Here is a 3,228-nt window from a genome sequence, read left to right as displayed (position 1 = left end):
TGGGGGGTTGTTTGTAGGTGTTGTTGTAAGTGTGTAAGGGCGTTCGGTGGATGCCTTGGTACCAGGAGCCGATGAAGGACGTGGTAGGCCGCGATAGTCCTCGGGGAGTTGTCAAACGAGCTGTGATCCGAGGGTGTCCGAATGGGGAAACCCAGCACGAGTGATGTCGTGTTACCACCAGCTGAATGTATAGGCTGTGTGGGGGGAACGTGGGGAAGTGAAACATCTCAGTACCCATAGGAAGAGAAAACAATTGTGATTCCGTGAGTAGTGGCGAGCGAAAGCGGAGGAGGCTAAACCATGCGCATGTGATACCGGGTAGGGGTTGTGTGTGTGGGGTTGTGGGGTTCGTCTTCTTCCATCTGCCTGTGGAAGCGTGAGTGAGAAAATCATGTGTTAGGTGAAGTGGCCTGGAATGGTCTGCCGTAGTCGGTGAGAGTCCGGTAGCTGAAAACACATGGTCTTGCGTGACGGTGTCCCCAAGTAGCAGCGGGCTCGTGGAATCTGCTGTGAATCTGCCGGGACCACCCGGTAAGCCTGAATACTTCCTGGTGACCGATAGCGGACTAGTACCGTGAGGGAAAGGTGAAAAGTACCCCGGGAGGGGAGTGAAATAGTACCTGAAACCGGACGCTTACAATCCGTCAAAGCCTGTGCCTTCGGGGCGGGTGATGGCGTGCCTTTTGAAGAATGAGCCTGCGAGTTAGTGCTCGGTGGCGAGGTTAACCCGTGTGGGGTAGCCGTAGCGAAAGCGAGTCTGAATAGGGCGTTTGAGTCGCCGGGTCTAGACCCGAAGCGGAGTGATCTACCCATGGCCAGGGTGAAGCGTCGGTAAGACGTCGTGGAGGCCCGAACCCACTTCAGTTGAAAATGGAGGGGATGAGTTGTGGGTAGGGGTGAAAGGCCAATCAAACTCCGTGATAGCTGGTTCTCCCCGAAATGCATTTAGGTGCAGCGTCACATGTTTCTTACTGGAGGTAGAGCTACTGGATGGCCGATGGGCCCCACAGGGTTACTGACGTCAGCCAAACTCCGAATGCCGGTAAGTGAGAGTGTGGCAGTGAGACTGCGGGCGATAAGGTTCGTAGTCGAGAGGGAAACAGCCCAGATCGCCGGCTAAGGCCCCTAAGCGTGTACTAAGTGGAAAAGGATGTGGGGTCGCGAAGACAACCAGGAGGTTGGCTTAGAAGCAGCCACCCTTGAAAGAGTGCGTAATAGCTCACTGGTCAAGTGATCCTGCGCCGACAATGTAGCGGGGCTCAAGTACACCGCCGAAGCCGCGGCACTCACACGTTAGCCCGTCGATCTTTTACGGAGGGTCGACCAGGTGTGTGGGTGGGTAGGGGAGCGTCCTGCATCCGTGGAAGCGCCGGAGTGATCCAGGTGTGGAGGGTGTGGGAGTGAGAATGCAGGCATGAGTAGCGAAAGCAGAGTGAGAAACTCTGCCGCCGAATGACCAAGGGTTCCTGGGCCAGGCTAATCCGCCCAGGGTGAGTCGGGACCTAAGGCGAGGCCGACAGGCGTAGTCGATGGACAACGGGTTGATATTCCCGTACCCGTGTATCCGCGCCCATGCTGAATCAGTTGTACTAACCATCCTGATCCCCCGGGAGCACCTTCGGGTGCCGAGTTGGGGTGATGCATGGGACCTTGGCTGGTAGTAGGCAAGCGATGGGGTGACGCAGGAAGGTAGTGGGGCCAGTCAGTGGTTGTACTGGTGTAAGCCTGTAGGGCGAGTGATAGGCAAATCCGTCACTCACAGAGCCTGAGAGGTGATGCGTAGCCGTTGTGGCGAATTCCATGATCCTATGCTGCCGAGAAAAGCCTCTAGTGAGTTGGTACACGGCCCGTACCCCAAACCAACACAGGTGGTCAGGTAGAGAATACTAAGGCGATCGAGAGAACTGTGGTTAAGGAACTCGGCAAAATGCCCCCGTAACTTCGGGAGAAGGGGGACCCATCCTGGTGACGATCTTTTCGGTCTGAGCTGGTGTGGGTCGCAGAGACCAGAGAGAAGCGACTGTTTACTAAAAACACAGGTCCGTGCGAAGTCGTAAGACGATGTATACGGACTGACGCCTGCCCGGTGCTGGAAGGTTAAGAGGACCGGTTAATCACCTTCGGGTGGTGAAGCTGAGAATTTAAGCCCCAGTAAACGGCGGTGGTAACTATAACCATCCTAAGGTAGCGAAATTCCTTGTCGGGTAAGTTCCGACCTGCACGAATGGCGTAACGACTTCTCTGCTGTCTCAACCACAGACTCGGCGAAATTGCAGTACGAGTAAAGATGCTCGTTACGCGCGGCAGGACGAAAAGACCCCGGGACCTTCACTATAGCTTGGTATTGGTGTTCGGTTCGGTTTGTGTAGGATAGGTGGGAGACTGTGAAGTGGGCACGCCAGTGTTCATGGAGTCGTTGTTGAAATACCACTCTGATCGTATTGGACTTCTAACCTCGGACCCTGATCGGGTTCAGGGACAGTGCCTGGTGGGTAGTTTAACTGGGGCGGTTGCCTCCTAAAAGGTAACGGAGGCGCCCAAAGGTTCCCTCAGCCTGGTTGGCAATCAGGTGTTGAGTGTAAGTGCACAAGGGAGCTTGACTGTGAGACGTACATGTCGAGCAGGGACGAAAGTCGGGACTAGTGATCCGGCACCGGCAAGTGGAAGCGGTGTCGCTCAACGGATAAAAGGTACCCCGGGGATAACAGGCTGATCTTCCCCAAGAGTCCATATCGACGGGATGGTTTGGCACCTCGATGTCGGCTCGTCGCATCCTGGGGCTGGAGTAGGTCCCAAGGGTTGGGCTGTTCGCCCATTAAAGCGGCACGCGAGCTGGGTTTAGAACGTCGTGAGACAGTTCGGTCTCTATCCGCCGCGCGCGTAAGAAACTTGAGGAAACCTGTCCCTAGTACGAGAGGACCGGGACGGACGAACCTCTGGTGTGCCAGTTGTCCCGCCAGGGGCACTGCTGGTTAGCTACGTTCGGAAGGGATAACCGCTGAAAGCATCTAAGCGGGAAGCCTGTTCCAAGATGAGGTTTCTCACCCCCTTCGCGGGGTTAAGGCCCCCCACAGACCATGGGGTTGATAGGCCAGAACTGTACGCACAGCAATGTGTTCAGGTGACTGGTACTAATCGGCCGAGGACTTACCAACAACACCCACAACATCACCAAACCTCAGGTTCGGTTGGTGTTCGCATCCACTATGTACTTCTGAAACAACACAC

At 55.6% G+C, this 3,228-nt stretch carries 1 rRNA gene; it reads left to right on the top strand.

Features of this window, described 5'->3' with window-relative positions:
- The first annotated feature begins 23 nt into the window (after positions 1–23).
- Positions 24–3,155: ribosomal RNA gene (locus JW364_RS23880) — 23S ribosomal RNA — on the top strand.
- Positions 3,156–3,228 lie beyond the last annotated feature (73 nt).

Source organism: Gordonia sp. BP-119 (genome assembly GCF_016924115.1).
GTDB classification, from domain to species: Bacteria; Actinomycetota; Actinomycetes; order Mycobacteriales; family Mycobacteriaceae; genus Gordonia; species Gordonia hongkongensis.
This window is presented reverse-complemented; position numbering and strand designations above follow the sequence as displayed.